This is a genomic window from Dryocola mayonis (assembly GCF_051307045.1).
In the GTDB taxonomy this organism is placed as follows: domain Bacteria; phylum Pseudomonadota; class Gammaproteobacteria; order Enterobacterales; family Enterobacteriaceae; genus Dryocola.
Genome location: NZ_CP150452.1, coordinates 2,650,482 through 2,667,752, shown reverse-complemented (window position 1 = coordinate 2,667,752; position 17,271 = coordinate 2,650,482). Strand labels below are relative to the sequence as shown.

At 53.3% G+C, this 17,271-nt stretch carries 10 protein-coding genes, 1 tRNA gene and 2 pseudogenes; 5 read left to right on the top strand and 8 right to left on the bottom strand.

What is annotated here, in order from left to right:
* Positions 1–67 precede the first annotated feature (67 nt).
* On the top strand, positions 68–736 hold the full coding sequence (locus tag WLO32_RS12935; protein WP_435945497.1) for a TetR/AcrR family transcriptional regulator: 669 nt from the start codon (positions 68–70) through the stop codon (positions 734–736).
* Positions 737–877: 141 nt separating this feature from the next.
* Here WLO32_RS12935 and WLO32_RS12930 read toward each other — a convergent pair whose 3' ends face one another.
* The 6 genes from WLO32_RS12930 to WLO32_RS12905 form a co-directional block, all read right to left on the bottom strand.
* Positions 878–2,212: a PHB depolymerase family esterase gene (locus WLO32_RS12930; protein ID WP_435945496.1), complete on the bottom strand. Its 1,335-nt coding sequence runs from the start codon at positions 2,210–2,212 to the stop codon at positions 878–880.
* Positions 2,213–2,386: 174 nt separating this feature from the next.
* Positions 2,387–3,295, bottom strand: coding sequence for a MurR/RpiR family transcriptional regulator (locus tag WLO32_RS12925; protein ID WP_435945495.1), 909 nt, complete (start codon positions 3,293–3,295; stop codon positions 2,387–2,389).
* A 12-nt stretch (positions 3,296–3,307) separates the two neighbouring features.
* Positions 3,308–4,255: an ABC transporter substrate-binding protein gene (locus WLO32_RS12920; protein WP_435945494.1), complete on the bottom strand. Its 948-nt coding sequence runs from the start codon at positions 4,253–4,255 to the stop codon at positions 3,308–3,310.
* A gap of 15 nt (positions 4,256–4,270) precedes the next feature.
* Positions 4,271–5,323 (bottom strand): FecCD family ABC transporter permease, encoded by a 1,053-nt coding sequence (locus tag WLO32_RS12915; protein ID WP_435945493.1) that lies wholly within the window; start codon positions 5,321–5,323, stop codon positions 4,271–4,273.
* Complete coding sequence (locus WLO32_RS12910; RefSeq protein ID WP_435945492.1) at positions 5,320–6,345, bottom strand: FecCD family ABC transporter permease; 1,026 nt, start codon at positions 6,343–6,345, stop codon at positions 5,320–5,322. Before WLO32_RS12910 ends, WLO32_RS12915 begins: the two co-directional genes overlap by 4 nt.
* The gene (locus tag WLO32_RS12905) at positions 6,345–7,169 is read right to left on the bottom strand and encodes an ABC transporter ATP-binding protein (RefSeq protein WP_435945491.1); all 825 of its coding nucleotides are present in this window, start codon (positions 7,167–7,169) and stop codon (positions 6,345–6,347) included. The genes WLO32_RS12910 and WLO32_RS12905 overlap by 1 nt, the downstream gene beginning before the upstream one ends.
* A gap of 492 nt (positions 7,170–7,661) precedes the next feature.
* Between WLO32_RS12905 and WLO32_RS12900 the strand changes: the two genes are divergently transcribed.
* Positions 7,662–9,782, top strand: coding sequence for a TonB-dependent siderophore receptor (locus WLO32_RS12900; protein WP_435948300.1), 2,121 nt, complete (start codon positions 7,662–7,664; stop codon positions 9,780–9,782).
* Between the two features lie 431 nt (positions 9,783–10,213).
* Here WLO32_RS12900 and WLO32_RS12895 read toward each other — a convergent pair.
* Positions 10,214–10,289 (bottom strand) — tRNA-Asn (locus WLO32_RS12895).
* Between the two features lie 427 nt (positions 10,290–10,716).
* Between WLO32_RS12895 and nac the strand changes: the two genes are divergently transcribed.
* The 3 genes and pseudogenes from nac (at position 10,717) to WLO32_RS12880 (ending at position 14,631) form a co-directional block, all read left to right on the top strand.
* Complete coding sequence (nac, locus tag WLO32_RS12890; protein WP_435945490.1) at positions 10,717–11,634, top strand: nitrogen assimilation transcriptional regulator NAC; 918 nt, start codon at positions 10,717–10,719, stop codon at positions 11,632–11,634.
* Positions 11,635–11,741: 107 nt separating this feature from the next.
* A pseudogene (gene cbl / locus WLO32_RS12885) lies at positions 11,742–12,687 on the top strand (HTH-type transcriptional regulator Cbl).
* Positions 12,688–13,065: 378 nt separating this feature from the next.
* Positions 13,066–14,631, top strand: a complete 1,566-nt coding sequence (locus WLO32_RS12880; protein WP_435945489.1) for a methyl-accepting chemotaxis protein — start codon at positions 13,066–13,068, stop codon at positions 14,629–14,631.
* Between the two features lie 80 nt (positions 14,632–14,711).
* Here the strand turns inward: WLO32_RS12880 and fhuE are convergent.
* Positions 14,712–16,929 (bottom strand): annotated as a pseudogene (fhuE, locus tag WLO32_RS12875) (ferric-rhodotorulic acid/ferric-coprogen receptor FhuE).
* Positions 16,930–17,271 lie beyond the last annotated feature (342 nt).

Here is a 17,271-nt window from a genome sequence, read left to right as displayed (position 1 = left end):
ATAGTTATCCATTTTATGGTACCAGTCAAGTACCATAAAGTTGGCTGTTACATTCAAAGGAAGCGCTATGTGCAAAAAAGATAACTCCATAACCGCCCGGCGGGGACGGCCAAAAGTTATGGAGTATGAAGAGCGACGGAAAGCTATCATTCAGGGCGCTTACAGCGCTTTTCTTGAACTGGGTTTTGCGCAGACTACGACCGCTGAAGTCGCCCGCCGGGCAAGAGTGTCAAAACGTGCAATCTATGAAGTGTTTGCCAATAAGATGGATATTTTTGCCACCGTTATTAAAGAACATCGTTATCTTTTTATGGCGCTGCCGCGTCCGGTAGATGAACGTTTGTCTCTGGAAGAAACGCTGTTTCGCATTTTCCGGCTGGACAGCAGTGAACATGAGGCAGTGGAAAGAGAAGCCATTCTTAAACTGATGACAAGAGAGGCCGTTTTTTTCCCCGAGCTGTCGGATTATCTGTATGAAAGCAAAGCTATCCATTCCCGCGAGCTGTTGATGGAATGGCTTGAAAGCGAGAATAAAAAAGGAAGGCTTAACGTCGAAGAACCCGGGGTTTGTGCCGGCATGCTGATGGATATTGTTTTTGGCGCCCTTATCCCGAGAAAATGGGTATCAGAGACGGAAGGGGAACGACAGTTAGATGCGAAAGGGCGCGTGCATCAACTGGAAACCATAAAAAAAAGAATACGAATCGTTCTGCGTGGTATCCATTCCGCCACTTAAACAATACTGGCGAAAGTATTATCCGAGCCAAAAGCCACCACATGCTTATACATGCCGCGGCTTTTATCTACGTATGCCGGTTAACCAGTGGCCCGCCATAGCGTCAGCGTATCAATCTGGCTGTCGAGGCGCAGGATATTTTTATCCATGCTGTCGGAAAAGCCATTCCCGGACAGGTTCGATGCCGTAAGCAATACGCCAGGTGTTCCGGTGGCCGCTGGCGCCTTCTGATGACTGGTTGGGCGGAATTACGGTGCCTTTTCGGAAGGAGACATAGTTGATCGGGCTGCCTTCGGCATCAATCTTATTGAAAGCGGTCTGGAATTCTTGCGGCGACCAGGTTCCATCCCAGGTGGCGCGGCTGATTTTCGCGCCCTCTTTTTCCAGGGCGGCGGTAATGGCGTTTTGTCCCGGCCAGGCCTTGTTGTCGTCCTGCGAAACCAGTATCCACAGTTTCTGGCGGGCGAGCGGCTTCACCAGCGCCGGGTCCCACTGCCCGGCAACGAGCAAGGAGGCGGCGAAAAAGTCCGGATACTTAATATTCATAGCGATCGACATCATGCAGCCGCCGGACTGGCCGGTGGCGTAGAGACGGTTCCGATCGATAGAGTATTGCGCTGACAGCGCACGAATCAGATCTATTGTGGTATCAAGCATGCCGGAGGTGCGCGAGTCATCGTCAGCGATAATTTCCGCATACTCAGGCGCAAGGACAAAGCAGGGGCGGCTGGCCTGATCTTCAGGACTGGCCCAGACCACCGCGCCCAGACCCTGATACAGGGTGGTGCGTGTTACGTCGCTGGTCGCGCCGGCATCATGCATGAACAGTACCAGCGGCCAGGATTTCTCCCTGTCATACCCCTTCGGTACATAGAGGTTATAGCGCAGTATGTTACCCGTTTTGGGATCGTGGAATTCCAGAGCCTGAAAATCGTCAACGACTGGGTTTTTGACCTTTGTCGTAGTCAGGGCGGTTTGGCTCGGGGGAAGGGTATGGCCGTTGCTCATCTTGACTGAGCCTGTTTGCATGATGGTAGCTTCGGGATGCCTGTAAACCGTGTCATAAGGCGGAATATCGCCTGCTTTACCCGGCCCTCCTCCGGCAGAAGGGGACGTCCGAGCGCCGTTTTTCGGCGGCACCTTTTCGGCAAGCAGGGCGTTATCATCTTCTGGCGACAGAGTCACGATAACAAAGCGCCCCATTGCCGCCCGATCGCGGGGATCGGCAGAGGCGCTGGTAAAAGCTCCCGTAACGGTTCGGTCTTTGACGCGAAAACCGGCAACGCTAAGCTCTGCTCCCCGTACCGGCGCGTCATACTCCACGGCAACGGCCGCCAGGCGGATACCATCACCGAACACCTGAGTAACCGCGGTGGCGCTTCTGACATGCGGGAGATCGTTTCTTGCGAAACCGGGCACGCTGATTGCCAGAAGCGTCCCGGCGCTCATGATCAAAAATTCCCGACGTGATGGCATATTATTTTCCTTATTATTTCCCGCGCATAGATGTGCTACAGGCCGACCTGTAAATATGGTACTTGTTTGGTACCGTATTTACAGGCAGATTGTCAATCATAAATAGCGTTAAGGCGACGTAACGCGAGGCGGGGCTGGCTCAAAAAAGGTCGGCCTGACGGTTTTTGCCCGTCCTCACATTGGTTTCTCCTGGCGTTTATGACCGCCGGTTTTCAGGCCGCGATGCAATTCCTGCATCCGTTTCATTGATTTTATCGTGCGCTGTGACGCGGAAGAAGCGACGGATAGCACCAGCATTTCCAGACAGATAAGCACGGTCCCATGCAGGGGGACTTTGCCATTTTCTCCGCCTCGGGGGACCTGAATCACTACATCGGCTTCCTGTGCAAAGCGTGAATCTAAGGCATTGGTCAGCAGTATGACCGGCATGCCTAACCGTTTAGCTTCACGCAGGGTCGTCATCCCCTCCCGGTGGGCTGATTTTTGAGCCATCATCACCAGAACATCTCCCCGCTGCAGGGTAAGTAGCTGTTCGGCGAGGCCGACGCCTGAGCGGTTGAGTGGCGCACAAGGCAACCCTATGCGGTTAAACAATCGCGCAGTATATTCCGCCAGGATGCCCGAAGCATTAATGCCGAAAATAGCCACCTGACGGGCGTCCAGCAGCAGCGATACGGCCTGTGACAGGGCAACACGATTCGCCGGCGAGGATAAAACCTCACAGGCGCGCTTATGTCCTTCCAGGACAAAATTAATGCTTGAATCAACGTCACCGGTGAATTCCGTTAGCGTGATGCTCATTTTATCAGTGGAAGTCATCACGGGTTCAAACCATAGCTCAAGGGTTTTTTTCAAATCGCGTAATCCGGCAAAACCTAATGCCTGGACTGCCCGCACCACGGTAGCATCCGAGGTATTGGTCGCTGAGGCGATTTCAAGCGCGGTGGATTCCAGTACCGCCGATCGGTTTTCGTTAATGTAGTGCAACACGGTCTGTAAACCGGCTGAAAGCTGGGGTGCCCGGCTGCGCAAACGTTCACCGTATACGTCCACTCTGTTTTTATTTTTTTTATGGTCAGTCATCTTTAGCTCCGGTTATTTCGCGCCAGACAGATCCAGCCCGGCAATATGAGACTGCACTACAGCGGTCATCAGACTGAGGGCGGCAAACGAGTTCGAAATCGCTTCTTCGCGGGAAACCAGCACATAATGTCCTTTCTGACAGGCGGTCAGGAAATGGCACCAGCCCGGCATTAACGCATTCATGGCGGCGATTTCATCCACGGGTTTGCCGCCGGTATCACCGCGCCAGGTAGCGAATACGAAATCAGCATCGAGATCCGGCAACCTTTCCGCACTGACATTCATGCGTCCGTTTTGCGGAATATTGTTAATCAGGGCGGGGAAGGTCAAGCCTGCATCGCGTAACACTTTGCCCAGAGAGTGATAGCTGTACATCACAGCCACCTTACCGTTATTTGCCTGGATCACCGACACGGTGATTTTTCGGTTATCAATGGTTTGTCTGAGCTGTTTGATCTGTTCCTGATAACGCGCTTCAAGCAGCGCCAGCCGTGCCTCGCTGCCGGTCAATTGCGCCAGTTTGCTATAGATCCGCGGAGCGCCGCCGTTAAGATGATCGATGCTGACGGTGGGGGCAATTTTCTCTAATTGTGTCACTGAAACATTGCGGCTTGGTTCGGTGATAATTAAATCGGGCTTCAGCGCGGCGATGGATTCAATATCGATATCGGCGGTGCCGATAAACTGAATGGCCGAGTTATCAAAATCGATCCCTGTCAGCAGGCGGGCCGAACGCAGGAAGTGACTGCCATCCGGCCGCGTCCGGCCATGGCTGCCGACCGGAAGGATACCCAGTTCAATCAGCGGGATAGTGATGTCCAGATCGTGCAACGAGACAATACGTTTGGGGTGCAAAGGCACCGTCACTGTACGCCCCAGGTCGTCGGTAAATTGCTGTGCTGGCGGGTTTGCCATGGCAAAGAAGCTGGTACAAAGCAGTAGAATAGAGAGGATGCGCATAATAATCCTTAACGGTCAGAAACTATCCCGACGTCGCCAGAGCAGTAACAGGAAAAAGGGACCGCCCAGCAGTGAAATAATAATGCCCGCGGGTAATTGCAGCGGGGAGAACGCCAGGCGCCCTAGGGTGTCAGCCAGCAGCACCAGCAAAGCCCCGCATGCCGCGCTGCCACTCAATAATCCGGCCTGCCCGCCGCGAAACAGCATCCGTGAGAGATGAGGAGCCATCAGGCCGACAAAACCAATACTGCCAACGCAGGATATACAGGTGGCGGTCAAAATTACCGGGGCGGTAAAACGCAGCAACGTCAGTTGTGATAAGCGAACCCCCAGACCGGTTGCCGTGGGATTTCCCAGCAAAGCGACATCGGACGCCCGGGCGGTTAGAAACAGGAGCAGCGATGCCGGGATTCCCCAGCACAGCGCCATCAGCAACAACGGCCAGCTAACGGTATTCAGGCTGCCGGCCATCCACAGCATGACGGTTTGCACCTGTCTGACATCGGCAGTAGTCATAAATACCCCGATGGCGGCCGCGAAAATCCAGGAAATACCAATCCCGATTAAAATAAATCGTGGCCGGGAAAAATCGCGCGCCAGGACGACAACCAGTAGCGCCACTAACAGACCGCCAGCCATCCCTGCGATCGGTTGCCAGAGTACGCTGAGCGTCGGGAAAAATAATATTTGCGTCAGAACCACGATACTGGTGCCTTCTCGTACGCCCAGTAGGCCAGGATCGGCCAGTCCGTTACGCGTAATAGATTGCATTGCCGCCCCGGCCATTCCCAGCATAGCCCCGATAGATAAGGCCATCAGCAGACGCGGCAGTCGTACATCCCGGACAATATAGACGGAAGGATCGTTCAGACTCTGCGGATAAAACAGGACCTTAGCTATAGCGGATACGGGAACCGGCAAGCTGCCGCGACAAACGCCGAAGACAAGTAACGCCAGAATCAGCAGTAGAAAAAAAAACAGTCGATAAAGCATGGCGGGACGCAGTAACACAGATAGCCTGCCTTTTCGCAGCGCCACCCGTCCGGCCTGGTGTAACAGACGACTCATTTGAAAAACCTTGAGGCAATAAAGATAAATACCGGTGCCCCTGCCAGAGCCGTCATCACGCCGGTGGCCAGTTCCTGCGGTGCTATCAGGGTTCGGGCGGCAATATCTGCAACAAGCAGCACCAGCGCTCCCCCCAGCGCACAACAGGGGAGCGCCCTGCGCAGATCTTCGGTGACCAGCCGGCGGATGATATGAGGGACTATCAGACCGACGAAACCGATCGGCCCTGCAATAGAAACTGCGGCTCCGCTGAGCAATGCGATTGCAATAATGGAGAACAGCCGGGTACGTTGCAGGTTAACACCCAGCCCGCGCGCCAGATGATCTCCTAACGCCAGCATATTCAGTGAAGGAGCCTGCCAGGTGGCGAGGAGCATGGCGATGCCAGTCAATATCGCGGCCGCGGTTATCACCGGCCAGCTCAAACCGGCTAGATCTCCTGCCAGCCAGGTCCGCATGTCCATAAGCGTTTGTTCATCCAGTATCAGCACGGTAGCGCTTAGAGAGGAAGCGAAGGCGGAAAGAGCCACCCCGCATAGCGTCACTTTAACCACCGTTAAGCCGCTACGGCCGGCGGAAGAAAACGTGATCACCAGGCTAAACAGTAACGCAGCTCCTGCGGCTGCGACCAGCGGGCGAACGGCGGGGGAGATTAACCAGCCTGCTCCACTGGCAGTACTCAGTACCACGGCAAGAGCCGCGCCGGCGTTGAGTCCCAAAATATGAGGCTCGCCTAATGGATTACGGATAACTGACTGTAACAGCAAACCAGCTACCCCTAATGCGGTACCAATCAGCAATGCCGCTACCAGCCGCAGTAAGCGTAATTCGATAACAACGCGGTGACTGAAATTTCCCGGATCGTAATCAAAGAGCGCCTGCAACACCGTACGGGGTGCGATGTAGCTTGCGCCGATGGCCAAGTCAAAAACTGCGCAAACTATCACCATCAGTAATAGCAATAGTAGCCGGGTCAGATAACGGGATTTGCTACGGCTAAATAACGAAACTGCCTGCTGCATTATATGCCGCCCGTCATAGCCGGAAAGGGCATGAAAAAGGGTTTGCCAGTATGCGGGTTGACCGACATATAAACGTCCAGATCAAATACTGAGCGGATCAGTTCAGGTGTGCAATCCGCAGGGTTATCGATAATGCCGGATAACTTACCTTGTTTAAGAAATACCAGCGTGTCGGCATAGTTGATCGCAAAATTCAGGTCATGCAAGACCATTATTACCGTGTGGTTATGGTGTAATGTTAAATCACGAAGTAATTCGAGAATTTCTACCTGATAACGTAAATCCAGAAAAGTGGTCGGCTCATCCAGTAAGATAATCGGGGTTTGTTGAGCCAGCGTCATCGCTATCCAGCAGCGCTGACGCTGGCCTCCGGACAGGCTTTCTACCGGTAGGTGGGCTAAATCTGCTGTGCCGGTTAAGCGTAAAGCCTGTTCAATGGCCTGTTCATCCGCTTCTGACCATTGGCGTAAAAATCCCTGCCACGGAAAGCGCCCGCGACTAATCAGTTCGAAAACGGTTAGCCCCTCCGGCAACAGCGGGTTTTGCGGCAGGAGCCCTAATTGGCGAGCCACCTGTTTGGTGGGCTGCTGATGAATAGCTTTACCATCAAGAATAATTTTACCGGCAAACGGGGTAATCATCCGCGCAATGGTATTGAGCAGCGTTGATTTTCCTGAACCATTTGCTCCTGCCAGCACCGTCATTTTGCCGGATGGAATGGTCAGGCTGATACCATCGATAATGATATTTTTTTGATAACCGGTACTCAGGGTTTCAATATGTAAACCGCTTTCATCCGTTTTGTGATCATCTTGTTGCGGCATTTTACTCCAGCACCGAAATCCGTATTTATCGAGTGTCATAATCTTAATAAATAGTAATAAGTATCATTATCCTTTGTGATTCTGCGCGAATGAAATGTAGTAGTCAAGTGAAGCGTATGGCCTGTTTTTCTTATCTCCTGCTTCTTCATAATGTGTATGAATACAATCCTGTTTTGTATTTTTATTGTTTTTATTCATGTGCTTATAATTATTCCATGCATCCGGAAAGGTTTTCTGAATCAGCAGGTTCATGCGTAGTCGATAAATTTGTTTTTAAGTTTACTACTACATTTTGTTGTGTTTGAATAATTCTCAATTACATTAGCGTTCGCGTTTTGCCTGGAAAATATCATCGTTTTTTGTGTGGGCTCACCGGGCATGTCCGTTGCGCAAATGAAGAAAGCGCATAAACCTGGGCGGGCCGCGCAGCAGAAAACTTTTTCTCCCGGGCAAGCTAACAATTTAATTAACTGGCAGGATCACACAGCAGAAATGAGCAGAGATAAGCGGAATTTTCGCCGCCACAAATCATCGCGGAATTTAATGATTACCGTTTGCGGCGGCGCATTTATATTTCCGGCAATCGCCTCCGCGGCCGAAAGTAACGATACTATTATCGTTACGGGTACAGAACAGGTAAACAAGGCCGAAAGCAGTTATACCAGCCCGACCAGTTCCGTTGGTAGCAAAACGCCGACGTCAAGGTTAGATGAATCTCAGTCTGTCAGCGTTGTGACGCAGCAACAGCTAAACGATTATCAAACCACTAATTTGACGGATGCGCTGCGTTTTGTCAGCGGAGTGGCACAAAGCAATAATCTGGCGGGAACCGAAGATGGTATTTTGCGGCGTGGTTTCGGTAGCAACTCTGATGGTTCAATTTATCGTGACGGTATACGCAGCAGCCAGGGACTGAATCTGAATGCAACCACCGAACGAGTGGAGGTGCTGAAAGGATCGGCATCGTTGTTATATGGTATTCAAAACCCGGGCGGGGTGATTAATATCATCAGTAAAAAACCACAATATCAATGGAGCACTACCCTATTCGGTCATTATAACAGCACAGGCGGCGGTGCCGGGGGCATTGATATTACTGGCCCTTTGGAGAACGGTTTTGCTTTTCGCTTAATTGCTGAAAAACAGACGCAAAATTACTGGCGTGGTTTCGGTAATGATAAGCACAATTTGATTGCGCCGTCGTTGCAGTGGATAGGTGATAAAGCCAGCTTCGATATCAGTTATGAAAGCTTTCAGTATGATATTCCTTACGATCGCGGCACCGCTTTTATTAACGGCAAGCCGGTGGCTATAGATTATAAAACCCGGCTGGATGACTACAGCAATCATGCCTGGGGTCGTAATCAAACCTTTAATAGCCACTGGGATTATCAGTTTAATGATACCTGGAATACCCGGGTAACTTTTGGGATGAATCAGCGTCAGTACAGTAACAATGAGGTGCGTGTGACGGCGATTAATCCAACCACTGGCGTAGTGACCCGGCGGGCAGATGCTAACCGCGGCTATAACCATAAAACCAAATATATTTCATGGGATATGATCGGCACCCCTGACATTGCAGGCATGGCCCATAATATTGTTATCGGTACGGATTACGAAATGGCGCAGACTTATCGCGCTCATGCTTATACCGGCAAGGCCGATACTTCATATACGCTGAGCAACCCTGTGTATGGTCTACCTACTGTTACCGACAGCAGTACTGAAAAGGTTTCGACTGCGAATCTGCTGAACCGTATTCACAGCCGTTCGGTCTATGCGAAGGACAGTATTGATTTAACCTCTCAATGGACGGCGGTGTTGGGGGGACGTTACCAGCATTACGAGCAACGTGAGTCGAGCGGTTTTGATCCTGTCATTGAAAGCTATAATGATATTGGCAATAAATTCCTGCCGCAGACCGGTTTAATCTATAAGTTAACACCGGATATATCCTTATATGGCACCATGAGCAAATCCTTCACTCCGTCAACCAGTGTCGACGATGAAGGGAATGTTGGTAAGCCGGAGCAGGGCACGACCTACGAGGTCGGGAGCAAATGGCAATTGACGCCATCACTGTTTGCTTCTCTGGCGTTTTATCATATTGATGAAAGAGATATTTCGCTATCGCTCAACGGCTCCACTTATGCTGTGGCCAAAGCCCGTTCGCGCGGAGTGGAGGCCGAAATTAACGGTGAGATTTACCGCGGCTGGGAACTAAGTGCCAATTACAGTTATGACCAGGCAATTATTACCGACGATCGGAATGATTCTTCCAATAATGGCAACCGCCTGCAGAATGCGCCACGTAATTCCGGTGCTGTGTATCTAAGCCACGCGCTCCCAGGTAACTTCCGTGTCGGAGGGGGAATACGTTATGTGGGTACCCGTGCCGGCGATCCGGATAACAGTTTCACGCTGCCAGCCTATACGGTTGCGGATAGTTTTGTTGCCTGGGACAATAAATTACTGGGTAAAAAAACGCATCTGCAGCTGAACCTGAATAACCTGTTTAACAAGCACTACTATACCTCCAGTGGCGGCAATCTGCGGGTAGAAGAAGGTGCGTCGCTGAACGGGGTTCTTAGTGCCAGCGTTGAATTCTGAGTTTCGCTACTCGCGGCGGAGGATACCTGCGCGCAACGGTGGCGTAATAGTTCGGGGAACAGCGCAACGGCAGGCAAAGCGGCAGAGGTCAGAAGAGAAACGATAAAGAGATTTTATCGTGACGCAAATGGATTCATAACAGTAAGCATCCGACATTGCCGATCCGGTAATGTCGGTTTAATGCTTAGCGCGGACAGAACCGCCGTTCTTGTCGTGTTTTATTCGTGGGAATATCTAATAAGGCGCGCGGGAAAGTGGCTTTAAACATCTGATCAAGGCTGAGCTGTGGTCACGCCATCATCTGGCTGAAATGACCACGAATTCTTGCCGATGCAGAGGGAATATTGAAAACGTATCGGGAAGGTTTTTCACGCTAGCTTATTGAATCAAAACCATACAGGGATTCGCAAAGATGCATGAAAACAGGAAATTGGCTCCTCTGACTGGACTCGAACCAGTGACATACGGATTAACAGTCCGCCGTTCTACCGACTGAACTACAGAGGAATCGTGTGAACGGGGCGCATATTAACGGGGTGAAATGGCCTTGTCAAAGGCTGAAATAACGCTGTTGGTTCGTTTGCTGATAAAACAAGCAAACGGCGCAAAAGCTATAAAGACATTCCCTTATTAAGGACCGTTTTCCGACAGGCGTTAACCGACTGCGGCGCGGTTTTAAATTTTTGGCCGTATGGGGCAGAGGTAGTAATCGTTTTTTCGTATTTGCGCGCACCGCATTGGTGCGCTTATACCCCTTTTGGGGCATAAGCAAACCGCTGTTTCAGTAATGCAATCACCCCTGCGCATCAGTTTCTCTTATAATCCAGCTGGTTAGACCATCTGGTCCGGCTTTATCAAAAGTGGCAAGCATCTTGCAATTCCTTCTACGACATTACCGCCGAGACTGGCACTGGCATTCCGTGAAGGGGGCAAAATGAATTTAAGACGGCTGAAGTATTTCGTAAAAATCGTCGATATTGGTAGCCTGACCCAGGCCGCTGAAGTGCTGCATATTGCGCAACCGGCGTTAAGCCAGCAGGTCGCCACCCTGGAAGGGGAGCTGAATCAGCAGCTGTTAATCCGCACCAAACGCGGCGTGACGCCGACGGAAGCCGGAAAGATTCTTTATACCCATGCGCGAACCATTCTACGCCAGTGCGAACAGGCGCAACTGGCGGTCGGCAACGTCGGACAGACGCTCGGCGGCCAGGTTTCAATCGGGCTTGCGCCCGGAACCGCGGCCTCTTCAGTGATTATGCCGTTGCTGCAGACGGTGCGTGCGGAGCTGCCGGACGTGCTGGTTTATCTGCATGAAAACAGCGGCTCCTCCCTTAACGACAGGCTGTTAAACGGCCAGCTTGATATGGCGGTGCTGTATGACCGCACGCCGGTGGCGGGCATCATCAGCCAGCCGTTGCTGAAAGAGGAGCTGTTTCTGGTCGGCACCCGCGACTGTCCGGGCCAGACGGTCGATCTCGCGGCGGTAGCCGAAATGAACCTGTTCCTGCCGCGTGACTACAGCGCCGTGCGCAAACGCGTGGACGAAGCTTTTTCCCTGCGTCGCCTGACGGCGAAAATCATCGGTGAAATCGAATCCATCTCCACCCTGACCGCGGCCATCGCCAGCGGGATGGGCGTAACGGTGCTGCCCGAGTCCGCGGCCCGTTCCCTGTGCGGCTCCGCTAACGGCTGGATGGCCCGCATCACCAGCCCGTCGCTCAACCTGCCGTTGTCCATTAACCTGTCGGCCCGTTTGCCGCTGACCCCGCAGGCGCAGGCGGTAAAGGATATTCTTATGTCCGTCGTCACCCAGCCGGCGGTGGAAAACAGAGAGCTGATGCTGGTCAGCTAAGCGCGGCTTATTGCTAAAAGGAATAAGTTGCTGGTTTTTATTATTTGTTCCGCGGGCGCTGTGACTTTAACAATGGTGTAAAGAACAGTAATGCTCCCGGGGGCAACGTGAATTTCCAGCAACTTAAGATCATCCGTGAGGCGGCGCGGCGGGATTACAATCTCACCGAGGTCGCCAATATGCTTTTTACTTCGCAGTCCGGCGTCAGCCGCCATATCCGCGAACTGGAAGAAGAGCTCGGCATTGAGATTTTCATCCGCCGGGGCAAAAGGCTGCTGGGGATGACCGAACCGGGCAAAGCGCTGCTGGTGATCGCCGAGCGCATTCTCAACGAGGCCCAGCAACGTCCGTCGGCTTGCCGATCTGTTTACCAACGACGCAAGCGGCGTGCTGACTATCGCCACCACGCACACCCAGGCGCGTTACAGCCTGCCCAGCGTTATTAAAGCTTTTCGCGCGCTTTTCCCGGAGGTTCGCCTTGAGCTTATCCAGGGCACGCCGCAGGAGATTGAATCTCTACTGCACAGCGGTACGGCGGATATCGGTATCGCCAGCGAGCGTCTGAGCACCGATCCTGGCCTTGTCGCCTATCCGTGGTTCCGCTGGTATCACAGCCTGCTGGTGCCAAACGGCCATCCGCTGATCCACGCCAGCCCTCTGACCCTTGATGACATCAGCCGCTGGCCGCTGATAACCTATCGCCAGGGAATAACCGGGCGCTCACGCATCGACGAGGCGTTTGCGCGCCGCGGCTTAACGCCGGATGTGGTGCTTAGCGCGCAGGATTCCGACGTGGTGAAAACTTACGTTGAGCTGGGCCTGGGCATTGGTCTGGTGGCCGATCAGGCAAGCGGCGAAGAGGGAAATCTGGTCCGCCTTGATACGCGACACCTGTTTGACGCCAATACCGTGTGGCTTGGGCTCAAGCGCGGGCAGCTGCAGCGAAACTACGTCTGGCGATTTATTGAATTATGCAACCCTGAGCTTTCCGTGGATGAAATTAAGCGTCTGGCGCTGGAGTCGGATGAGGTAGTTATCGATTTCCAGATTTAGCGCGACGTTTGTAATGAAAAACGGCTAACGATGTTAATTATTTATTAAATTCAGCTCGCAGCGCCCAGCTTATATTTCTGAAGCTTTTTTGATTCGGGAATATAAGCTGGGCGTTTTTTTGCTGGCCGGAAAGATTAAGGTTGCAAAAGTGTTCAATATTTCTAATCATCGATCGATTAAGGTAAATTAATAGTTATTAACTATCGAAATTTGTTTTTTGTAAAACAAAACCGATCAAATTCATAAAGTTACTCCCTCAGCGTCCGATATGTCCTTCAGCGGTTTCTCCGCGTTCGTTTTTCTTTTTGTTCGCCTCATCGATAACACAGCGGCTGATGGCCTCTATTGATAAGGATAATTCACCCGAAGGGAGCAGCTATGTCTTTACATGACGTAAAAATTCGCACCAAATTAACCCTGGCTTTCGCCTTCTTTATTGCGCTGATAATTTTCACCTCCGGCCTCTCATTGCTTAGCCTGAGCAAGGCAAATAACGGGATGCAAAATATTATTACGGTCGACTACCCCACCACGGTAAAAGCCAATCAGCTTATTGAGAATTTCCAGGACTTTATTAACGTGCAGCAGCTGATGCTGCTCGACGATAAAGGGATTTTTCGCGCCGCCTCTGAGAAGCGGCTGACCGAGCTTAGCGCGCGCATTACCGCCTTGCTTGATAACCTTAACAAGGCCCGCCAGGACGAAAAATCGCGCCGGGTGCTTGATGAGATTGCCGCGGTGCGCAAAGAGTATCTGGATTCCCGCTTCCGTATTCTGCAGGCGGTACAGCTTAACGACCGGGCGGCGGCGCTTGATGAGATGATGTCCACCACCGTTGAGGTGCAGAAAAAATATAAGGCGAAAGTCCAGGCGCTAATCGCCATCCAGAATGAGCAAATGCGGGCCGCCGGGGCGGAGGTGGAAAAGGATTACCGTAACAATCGCCTGCTGCTGGTGCTGATTACGCTGTTGAGCATCGTGCTGGCAATGGTTATCGGCTGGTTTATCGTTCGCTCTATCACCCGGCCTTTGGGCCAGGCGGTTGAGTTTGCCCAGGCGATTGCCGAAGGTGATTTATCCCACAGCATTGACGCCCATCATCGCGATGAAACGGGCGTTTTGCTTGGCGCGCTGATGGCAATGAAGATGCGTCTGCAGGAGATAGTGCGCGAGGTGCAAAAAGGCTCGGAAAACATCTCTACGGCGGCGGCGCAGATTGTCGCCGGCAACCACGATCTGGCGGCGCGTACCGAAGAACAGGCCAGCTCCGTTGAAGAAACCGCGGCCTCTATGGAGCAGATTACCTCAACGGTGAAAAACACCTACGATCACACCAACGTCGCCACCCGTCTTTCGGCGGATGTAGCAAACGTGGTGAAGAGAAACGGGCAGATGATGTCTCAGGTGACCAGTAAAATGCGTTTGATTAACGACACCTCTAACCGCATGTCCGACATTATCAACCTGATTGACTCCATCGCTTTCCAGACCAATATCCTCGCGCTGAACGCCGCGGTTGAAGCGGCACGCGCCGGCGAGCACGGGCGAGGTTTTGCCGTTGTAGCCGGCGAAGTACGCCAGCTGGCGCAAAAAAGCGCTTCCTCCGCCAGCGAGATCCGCAGCCTGATTGAAAATTCGACTTCGCAAACGCGGGAGGGGATGGACCTGGTGCAGACGGCAAACCAGCAGATTACCGGCATGGTCAGCAACGTTGAGGAGATGGACGGCATCCTCAGCGAGATCAAGCAGGCAAGCCAGGAGCAGACGGAGGGCATTTCGCAGATCAATACCGCTATCGGCATGATTGATACCACCACGCAGCAGAACTCCTGTCTGGTGGAGGAGTCCGTAGCGGCGGCGGCCTCGCTCAACGAGCAGGCGCAGCACTTGCGCGAAATGGTAAAAGTATTCCGCCTGGAAGCAACGCTTGCCGGCCGGTACTGATGAGCAGGGCGGGGAAGTGAATACTTGCCCGCCGTTCTCAGCCGCCGCATCCTGTTCATCCAAAACGCGGCGGCTGACCGTCAGAATTGATAGGACAGGCTCACCGAGAAGTTACGCGGCTCGCCGTACACATAGTTATTCATGTAGGTGTAGTAGGAGCGGTCAAACAGATTATTGACGTTTGCCTGCACCGCTATCTGTCTGGTGGCCTGGTAACGGGCAAAAAGGCTGGCCAGCGGGTAGCTGCCCTGATAAACGCGCCGGGTGCTGCCATCCGGCGCGCTGACGTCTTCAAACACGCGGTTCTGCCAGTTGATGCCGCCGCCAATGGCCAGCTCCGGCAGCGTCGGCACCTGGTAACGGCTAAACAGCTTGAAGTCGGTTTGCGGCTGGTCCGGGTTGTAGCGGCCGTCCTTGTCACGCGCGACGTAGCGCGTCGCCCCAAACGTCAGCTGCAGATTGTCGGTAAGCGCGCCGTTGAGCTCAAACTCCGCTCCTTTACTCCGCGCGCCCTTGGTTGCGTAATAGGCCCTGCTCGCTGCTGTTGTTAACATACACCCCGTTCTCTTCGCTGCCGACGTTGTCCTGCTCGATACGGAACACCGCGACGGTGGCGGTCAGACGGCCGTCGAGCCAGGCGGACTTCAGGCCGGTTTCATAACTTTTACCGGTAACCGGCGACAGGTAGCCGCCGGCGCTGTCGCGATAGGTTTGCGGCTGGAAGATGGAGGTATAGCTGGCGTAGGCCGACCAGGTATCGTTTATGTCATACACCAGGCCCGCGTACGGCGTGACGTTGTTTTTTTCCATATCGCCGCTGCTGCCGTTGGTGCTCCACTGGGTATAACGCGCGCCCAAAATCAGCGACAGCGGGTCGGCCAGCGAGAAGCGCGCGGCGCTGTAGGCGGATTTCTGGCGGATCACATCGTTCGCGTTCCTGTACCAGCCCTGCCACTGCGGCTCGGCAATATCGCCATTCCAGCTATTGTTAAAGGCGCCCATATCGCCGGCGGCGATGTTGTAGTTATCAGGATCGGTAATGCCGTCCTGGCTGTAGGTGGCGTTATGCTGGCGGTTGTAGCTGACGCCGGCCATCAGCTGATGCTGGCGGCCCAGCAGGCTGAACGGGCCGCTGGCGTAGCCATCGACCGAGGTGAGTTCACGCTTGCCGCGGTCCATGCTGCCGTAACCGGTCACGCCTTCGCCGCTGCTCCTGTCCGGATAATCCATAACGTACAGCAGCTTATCGCTAAAGGTGTTTTCCGCGTGGGTGCCGTTAAGGTGGACGCTCCAGCCGCTATCAAAATTATGTACCAGGTCGGCGTACACTTTACGCGCGTTGGTGTGATAGCGGGTCCAGTCGGCGGAGGAGTTCAGGCTGCGGTCGTAGTGGGTCAGCGAACCGTCGCTGTAAAACATCGGCAGGCCGCCCCAGGTGGGGTTGCCGGTGTCGGCGTCTTCATAGTCGTAGCCCAGCGACAAGGTTGTGCGTTCGGTGATATCCGCATCCAGCACGCCATAGATGAATTTTTTGCTTTTATGATAGCGGTCCAGCCAGCTGTCTGCGTCCTGATAGCCGGTCACTACGCGGCCGCGCAGCGAACCGTCCCCGTTCAGCGGGCCTGCGACATCGGCGACATAGCGCTGGTTGTCCCAGCTGCCGTAGCTGGCGCTGACGTTGCCGGTAAACACCTTGCTGTCCGCGTGTTTGCGCACCATGTTAACCGAGGCTGATGGGCTGCCCGCGCCGGTCATCAGGCCGGTGGCGCCGCGTACCACTTCGATACGGTCATAAATAGCCGTGTCCGAAGCGGCATCGCCGTAGTTCCATGAGTCGCCAACCGAAGTGGGGATGCCGTCAAAGGTGAAGTTAGTGATTTTGAAACCGCGGGAGTAGTACTCGGAGCGTTCGCTGTCGACCAGGTTGCTGGTGATGCCGGTGGTGTTATTCAGCACATCGGTAACGCTCCGCAGCTGCTGATCCTGCATACGCTGCTGGGTCACCACGCTGACCGACTGCGGCACGTCGCGCGGGGTCAGCAGCAGCCCGGTGCCGGCGCGCGTGGTTTTGATCTGGTAGTCCTGCTGCTCGTCTTCGGCCGCGCCGCTGGCGGCGGCGTCCACCACCATAACCTCCGGGCTATTACCGTTAGCCGAAGCGGTGCCGGTTTCGCTTGCCTGCGCCGGAAGCGGGCTGAGCAGGGCGTGTATGATCATCGCCAATGACGACAGCGTAAACGTTTTACGGATGCCAGAAGCAGGTGCTTCTGCGCGAGTTTCCCTGCGATTCAAAGACATAATATTTCCCGTGAAAATGAGCGTGCTCTGCTGTGGTATCGCTTCTTTTGTTATGGACGCGCGGTACGGAAACAGCAGCAGAAAATCTGCCGTCGCGCAGCGCATGAAAGAGAGAAGCGTATAAATTGAGAAGGCTAATGATAATCATTTGCTTTAATAATTCTAAAAAGGTTTCATTCAAATATGTAAATATTTGTAAATACGATATTAATCATATGATTACACATAATACTGACCGGTTGATTAGTGAAGCTTTGGTTTTATAAGCGTGAAAAACGGGCGAAAAATAGCGGCAGCGATGAAGGACAGAGCGTTTTCCGCGGTCGACGCGGGCGTCCCGTC